Raw genomic sequence first — 7,753 nt, forward strand, 5'->3', positions numbered from 1 at the left:
CTGTAAAATAACGTGTTTCTGTTTCATTGTATTTAGGCATGAAAGGTAAGTAACTTATGAGTATCCACGGTATTTTAGGTGAGCAAACCACGGACTATCCAACTCAGTATAGCCCAGAGACGCTATATCCTATCGCTCGTAGTATGGGGCGCGATGCGATTGGCTGGCACGATGCTAAATTAGCAGTTGGTGTTGATTGGTGGCAGGCATTTGAGATGTCTTGGTTGAATACGCAAGGTATTTCGCAAGTGGCTATTGCACGCTTTGGGATTCCCGCTAGCTCAGCGTTTATCGTAGAATCAAAATCGTTGAAACTATATCTGAACAGTATTAATTTTACTGAATTTGCCAGTTGGGCAGAGGTGCAAACGCTGATTGCCAAAGACTTATCGGCTTGTGTGCAAGCAGAAGTCATTGTTGAGTTATTTGGCTTAGATGATGAACAATACAATAAGCAGTCGGGATTATTAATTGCACAGCCTGAAGGGGTCTGTATTGATGATGCCTTGGCAAATAGCAGTGAAAAAGTAGCATTGTGCGAGCATCCTGATGCGTCATTGCTACGTGATAATGGAGCAGAAACGAGTAGCGAGAGCGTGATAAGTGGCAGCACTCAACCTTATACTTTTTATTCTAATTTACTGCGTAGTAATTGTCCGGTGACCAATCAGCCAGACTGGGGAACGTTGGCTGTGTCGATAACGACTGATAAGGCTGTCAACGATGCGAATATACTGCGTTATATTTTAAGCTTCCGTCAGCACAACGGCTTTCATGAGCAGTGTGTTGAGCAGATATTTGCTGATCTGAGTCGGTATTATGAGCCAAGCGCATTGATGGTTCGTGCATGGTACACGCGCCGAGGTGGTATCGATATCAATCCTTGCCGTGTGAGTGATATAAATCTACTGCCACAGCCAAGCCGTTTAATTCGCCAATAGGGTGGTTATCAACTGACCAAAATATGTGAAGATCTTAAGTCAATAAAAAAGCGCCTATCTCATTGAATGAGATAGGCGCTTTTTATGGCACAGTTTTTAAGATTAAAACTATTTGCTGCTTACTTTTGCCATGACTTCTTCACGGCTTAGCATTTGCTTTTCTGCTTCACGGCGATTGACGTATTCGTACTTGCCTTCAGCCAAGTTACGGTCGGAGACCACGATACGATGTGGAATACCAATCAATTCAAGATCAGCAAACTTAACGCCTGGACGCTCATTACGGTCGTCAAGTAGTACGTTGATGCCTTGCGCTTTTAGTTCTTCATACAGCGCGGTGGCAGTCTGCATGACAGTCTCTTCTTTTGACTTCATTGGAATAATAGCGACTTCAAAAGGTGCAATCGAATCCTCAACGGTTGGTGTGGTTGGCCACATGATACCGTTTTCGTCATTGTTCTGCTCAATGGCAGCGGCAATGATACGGCTCACACCGATACCGTAGCAGCCCATCATTAGCGTGACTGGTTTACCATTTTCACCTGATACGGTACAGTTCATCGCTTGTGAGTATTTATCACCCAACTGGAAAATATGACCGACTTCGATACCACGTTTGATTTTTAGCGTACCTTTACCATCAGGAGAAGGATCGCCTTCCTGTACATTACGGACGTCAACGATACGAGTAATACTTGCATCACGCGCCCAGTTCATACCGATTGTGTGTTTATTGACTTCATTAGCACCGCATACAAAGTCTGACAGGGTAGCGGCTGAACGATCGACAAAGACAGGCATGTCTAGGTCGACACCGATATAGCCTTTGTGTAAGCCCGCTGCTTTTAGCTCTTCATCAGATGCCAATGTCAGTGGTACATTGGCCTCTTCAATTTTTTCAGCTTTAATCTCATTAAGCTGATGATCACCGCGTAGCACGACAGCAATCAGTTGCGGCTCATCATCTTCGGTATGACCGTGGACGATTAGGGTTTTGACGGTACTCTCTAATGGTACATCTAGATGCTCGGCCACCATTTTACAGCTGGTCATGCCTTCTGTTAAGACGTCTTCGCGCTCCATTTTGGGCGGTTGACGCTCAGCAGTGCTGACCGATTCAGCCAGCTCAACGTTGGCAGCATAATCAGAAGAATCTGAGAATGCGATATCGTCTTCGCCACTGTCTGCCAATACATGAAACTCATGAGAAGCAAAACCACCGATAGAGCCTGTATCCGCTTGTACTGCACGGAAATCTAAACCCAAACGGGTAAAGATGCGCGTATAAGCGTCATACATATCACGGTAAGTTTTAGCCAATGAAGCTTGGTCAACGTGGAATGAATACGCGTCTTTCATGGTAAACTCACGTGCACGCATCACACCAAAGCGTGGACGAATCTCATCACGAAATTTCCCTTGAATTTGGAAGAAGGTGATAGGCAGTTGCTTATAACTACGCAGCTCGCCTTGAGCCAAATTGGTAATGACTTCTTCGTGCGTTGGACCAAGCACAAAATCACGATCGTGACGGTCTTTAAAGCGTAATAGCTCAGGACCATAATCATCAAAACGTCCGGTCGTTTGCCAAAGTTCAGCAGGCTGAGTCATCGGCATGAGCACTTCTTGCGCACCGACATTTTGCATCTCTTCACGAACAATACGTTCGACTTTTTGTAAGATACGTAGCCCCATGGGCAGCCAAATATATAATCCAGAAGCGATCTTGCGAATAAGACCAGCACGCACCATCAACTGGCTTGAGGCGATGTCGGCATCACTTGGAGTTTCTTTTAGTGTGGCAAATAAAAATTGACTGGCTTTCATAAATAAAGCGTAACCTTATCAACGATAAAAAATAAGAAGAAATAGTAGGATGTTGAGCGTCTGGCTAATCGTTTCGTTGCCGCCGCAAGCTTACCTTTATAACTTGACAATAATCTAGGGTATTTCCTAGTAACTCACATTGTGACTAACATTCAGCGAATAAAATGCTAGTAAAGAGCATCTTAGTAAAACCGCTCTAATAATACAGAAGAGGGGGTATCTTGATTGATGCATCAGTATGTTGAAATACAAAATATTCAGGTCAAAAACCTGATAAATACTTTGATACTGATATTTTATTCATACAATCTGACTATGTTAGGTAAAGTTTGCCTAAGACGCAATGACTTTTTGTCTTTTCAGAGTCAACATTGCATAAAGGATGCGATGAGGTTGTTATAACTCGATTATTTCTCAGTATTAGGTATGTTTTTAGCTATTTTCAACCTATTTAGATGTCTGTCGATTGAATTGAGGGCAGGCCCTAGCTTTATTTTTTAAATTCAGCGATGGTTAATAGTCGAGCGGCTTTATGTTCGACCATTGGTACAGGGTAGTCTGTATCGGCAAAGTCTCCATTTTTACTGAGTGCTTTACGCATTTTTTCTTCTGAATGCAGGATAGTAGCAGGTACGTCTTTTAACTCAGTTAGCCACGTCTTAATAAACTCGCCCTTTGTGTCATGGGTTTTGGCTTGGCTAAAGGGGTTCATAATCCGAAAATAGGGCGCTGAATCAGTGCCCGTAGATGCGCTCCATTGCCAGCCACCATTATTGGATGCAAAGTCACCATCTATCAGCTGCTGCATAAAGTAACGCTCCCCCCAGCGCCAGTCAATTAGTAAGTCTTTGGTCAAAAACATCGCTGTCACCATCCGTAGGCGATTGTGCATAAACCCTGTGGCATTCAGGCAACGCATCGCGGCATCAACCAATGGCACACCTGTCATACCTGTGCACCATGCCTCGAAGTTATTGGTATCATACGACCAACTGATTTTAATGTCAGTCTCATGCTTATACGCCTGATGACGAATCAGCTCTGGCTTATAGTCCAAGACATGACGATAGAAGTCGCGCCATGCCAGCTCACTTATCCAGCGATTGATGTCGTTGTTGTCGCTATCGTTACCGTGCAGTTTTTCTTGAGCTTTATTTGCCTGTAGGTAGCACAGTCTAGGGCTGATCGCGCCAATCGTGAGGTAAGCCGATAATTGACTGGTCGCATGCAAGCTAGGTACATCGCGGCTTACATCATAGTTATTGATGTCTGCATCGACAAACGCTTCTAACTGCTGGCAAGCGGCAGTTTCACCAGCCAGATAAGCATCACGAGTATGTTTGAGTTGCGCCTCCATATCGGCATGATTATTTGACGCATTGATTTCTAGCTGCTTTTGATAGTCTTTGACAGTTTTTGTGCCAAGACTTTTTATCTCTTTTAGCGTTTTTGCGTGGTCTTTTGCCAGCTTTAACTCGGTGTCGTTACTGTCACTGATAGCGGCCGCTTCATGCATTTGTATATCGCTCACGTCCAAGGTGTGTCGCCATTTTTTATAAAACGGGGTAAACACTTGGTACATGCTGTCGCCATCGTTGGTTGTGATGGTTTTCGGTGGCAAGATGCACTGATCATGCCAGCGTACAAACTCGATATCGTTCTTTGCTAATTGCTTGGTTAATTGTTCATCACGATCGATCTCATTGCCTTCATATTCATGATTGGCCATGAGCGTACTGATAGCGTTGTTATCACAGATATCGAGTAGCGCGTCAATACAGTCCGAAAAATTCGGACAAACCTGTACTGTTAAAGTGATGTTCAATTGCGACTTTAGAGCTTTTGCGAGGGCAGGTAATGTACGAGCGATAAGATCAAGCTGTGTAAGCGACATATCATGCGTTTGCCATTGCTCAGGCGTGAGAAAAAATATGGCACTAACGAGTGCATTATCTGCATTTGCTTGTTCACAAAGCGCTGCTAAGGCGGTATTATCATGAACGCGCAGGTCACGACGAAACCACATCAAATAATGTGGCGGACTGACGCGATTGGCTTTATCGTTACTATTGTTGCTATTACTACTGTTATTACTACTATTATTACTACTGTCGTTGTTGTCTGTTTTGTTAGCCGTTTTCGACGCAGTCTTAGACATTCAAGTATTCCTATATTAATCATTCGTAATCATAAACAAAACTATGAATAAAAGTATGCTAGGATAAGTTTTTGGATGCAATGGCTTTACTGTTTGAGTAACAAAACCTCACCATATCTCACGATTTGTCTTTGGTTTTTACTTGTTTGATACCGTTATAATTGGTGTCATATTTAGTATCATGAAATGCAAGGTCACGAAATGCACGTCAAGTTCTGCGGTTTTACCCAGCTTAGTGATATACAGACTGCGACACAGTTGGGTGTTGATGCGGTCGGTTTGGTGTTTTATCCGCCCAGTCCTCGTGCTGTCACGCCTGCGCAAGCACAGACCTTGATCGCAGCGCTACCAGCCTTTATCAATGTGGTGGCATTGGTGGTCAATATGCCGCAGGATGAATTGATTGAGCTGGCAGACACTGTGCCGTTTGACATCATACAGTTCCATGGTGATGAGAGCCCTGAGCAGTGCCAGCAGCTGGCAAGCACGGTCAATAAACGCTGGATTAAAGCGTTGCGCGTTAATGCCGATACAGATAGTACTGCTAGCGTCAGCGCTCAAATTGACGAATTTGCAGCAGCAGGGGCGAGTAGTATCTTATTAGATGCCTACCATCAGCATAAATACGGTGGTACTGGTGCGCGTTTTGATTGGAGTCTCATACCAGAGGACAGCTCGCTACCGATTATCCTAGCGGGTGGACTGGATGCCGAAAATATCGCTACGACTTTAGAGCTGCCTATCTATGCAGTTGATGTCAGCGGCGGTATTGAAGCTGATAAAGGTAAAAAAGATGCCGCCAAGATGAAAGCATTTATGAAAGCGGTAAAACGCGACCGATGGCAAAATGCGACGCCTAGCGAACCTTCGAACACAAGTAGCTAGTTTACAACCCGCTCTATAACTTGTTACTTACCCTATTTCTTTCTTATTTATTCTAAAAAATACCACTTATTACAGTAGGAATTACCATGAGTCATGTCGATAATAAAAACCCATCTGCCACCGCACAATCTGTCAATACGTTTACCAATCCAGCAGACGTAAATGACTTTAATCAATACCCTGATGCTCGCGGGCACTTCGGTGTACACGGTGGTCGTTTTGTCTCTGAAACGCTGATGGCTGCGCTAGAAGAGCTAGAGACGCTATATACCAAAGTAAAAGCCGATCCTGCATTCTGGGAAGAGTATCACAATGATTTGGTCAATTATGTCGGTCGCCCAACGCCGCTATATCATGCCAAGCGCTTGAGTGATGAGATCGGTGGTGCTCAGATTTACTTCAAACGTGAAGATTTAAACCATACTGGCGCACATAAAGTTAATAACACCATTGGTCAGGCACTGCTTGCCAAAATGTGCGGCAAGAAACGTATCATCGCTGAAACTGGTGCAGGACAGCACGGTGTAGCGACTGCAACGATTGCTGCCCGTTTGGGACTAGAGTGTATCGTTTATATGGGTGCGGATGATGTCGAGCGTCAAAAGATGAACGTCTATCGTATGCGTTTGCTGGGTGCAACGGTTGTACCAGTGACCTCTGGCTCACGTACGCTCAAAGACGCGATGAACGAAGCCATGCGTGACTGGGTGACCAATGTAGATAGCACGTATTACATCATTGGCACGGTCGCAGGTCCACATCCTTATCCGTTATTGGTTCGTGATTTTCAAGCAATCATTGGTAAAGAAGCACGTATTCAACATCTCGAAAAAACAGGTAAATTGCCTGATGCACTAGTTGCTTGTGTTGGTGGTGGTTCAAATGCCATTGGTCTGTTCTTTGACTTCCTAAACGATACTGATGTCAAAATGTATGGCGTCGAGGCGACAGGTGATGGTATCGAAACAGGTCGGCATTCAGCACCACTGGCTGCTGGTCGTATCGGTGTACTGCATGGTAATCGTACTTATCTGATGGCAGATGACGATGGTCAAATTCAAGAAACCCATTCTATCTCAGCTGGACTCGATTATCCTGGTGTGGGTCCTGAGCACAGCTTCTTAAAAGATATGAAGCGCGTGGAGTATGTCGGCTGTACGGATAAAGAAGCGCTGGCAGGATTCCATGAGGCCACGCGTAAAGAAGGTATTATCCCTGCACTTGAAACCTCTCATGCTATTGCTTATGCGCTTAAACTGGCTAAGACCATGACGCCTGATCAAACGATTATCGTCAATATGTCAGGTCGCGGCGATAAAGATTTGCATTCAGTGATGAAGGCAGAAGGGATTGAGATGTAAAATCGACAGTGTTCATGTTAAGGATACTGTTTAAAGACATTGTACTGTTCTTAAGGTGAGTAAAGGATAGTGGTTGCTAATTTATATACACTTAAAAAAGTTTTAGATGATTCAGCAATCACTTTACCTTTTACGATTGGTTCGATTTTACCTGAGGATAGCGTTCGGTTCTATCAAACCAGTTTTTTTGTGGAAACCATAAGATCGTCATTCTCATACGCTATGGTTTTTATAGCACTTTATACGCTATCGTTTTTCTTTATTGACTCAAATGTAATGAACCTCTTAACCATCTATTTTGTCATTTATATAGTCTGGTATTGGGTCGCAGCGTATTATAAGTTTATTAAAAATATAGGTGCTAACTTACCAAGAGAAAAGCTAGCTGATAAGCTGAAATGGTGTTCGACACCTATGTTATTCGTTAATACTCATGATATTACGGTGCTTGCTTGTAACAGTACAGCTGAATACAAAATAAATTTTGATGACGTTTATAAAATTATTTATAACGCTCATGATTCGGATATGGGTATTTTGTTTTTTGCTAAAGTGTCAGGTAGTGAAAACTACGAGAATAC

The 7,753-nt window shown here is 43.6% G+C and carries 6 protein-coding genes; 4 read left to right on the plus strand and 2 right to left on the minus strand.

Annotated elements, in window-relative coordinates; genetic code table 11:
- The first annotated feature begins 56 nt into the window (after positions 1-56).
- On the plus strand, positions 57-941 hold the full coding sequence (queF, locus tag ACT3QP_RS08840; protein WP_192992536.1) for an NADPH-dependent 7-cyano-7-deazaguanine reductase QueF: 885 nt from the start codon (positions 57-59) through the stop codon (positions 939-941).
- Positions 942-1,049: 108 nt separating this feature from the next.
- On the opposite strand, the gene ACT3QP_RS08845 is transcribed toward queF, so the two are convergent.
- Together ACT3QP_RS08845 and ACT3QP_RS08850 are read right to left on the minus strand one after the other, a co-directional pair.
- Positions 1,050-2,768 carry a proline--tRNA ligase gene (locus tag ACT3QP_RS08845; protein ID WP_192992535.1) on the minus strand — a complete coding sequence of 573 codons (1,719 nt, stop codon included), beginning with the start codon at positions 2,766-2,768 and terminating at the stop codon, positions 1,050-1,052.
- A gap of 490 nt (positions 2,769-3,258) precedes the next feature.
- Entirely contained in the window at positions 3,259-4,794 is a 1,536-nt protein-coding gene (locus tag ACT3QP_RS08850; RefSeq protein WP_444525225.1) for a cryptochrome/photolyase family protein, read from the minus strand.
- Positions 4,795-5,127: 333 nt separating this feature from the next.
- On the opposite strand from ACT3QP_RS08850, the gene ACT3QP_RS08855 reads away from it, so the two are divergent.
- From ACT3QP_RS08855 to ACT3QP_RS08865, 3 genes are all read left to right on the plus strand, one after another.
- Complete coding sequence (locus ACT3QP_RS08855; RefSeq protein ID WP_444525221.1) at positions 5,128-5,811, plus strand: phosphoribosylanthranilate isomerase; 684 nt, start codon at positions 5,128-5,130, stop codon at positions 5,809-5,811.
- An 86-nt stretch (positions 5,812-5,897) separates the two neighbouring features.
- Positions 5,898-7,172, plus strand: coding sequence for a tryptophan synthase subunit beta (gene trpB, locus ACT3QP_RS08860; protein ID WP_444525222.1), 1,275 nt, complete (start codon positions 5,898-5,900; stop codon positions 7,170-7,172).
- 69 nt (positions 7,173-7,241) lie between these two features.
- Positions 7,242-7,753, plus strand: a 512-nt coding sequence (locus ACT3QP_RS08865) for a hypothetical protein (protein ID WP_444525223.1), incomplete at its 3' end; no start/stop codon positions are given.

The organism is Psychrobacter sp. AOP7-B1-24, assembly GCF_052376215.1.
Lineage (GTDB): Bacteria > Pseudomonadota > Gammaproteobacteria > Pseudomonadales > Moraxellaceae > Psychrobacter.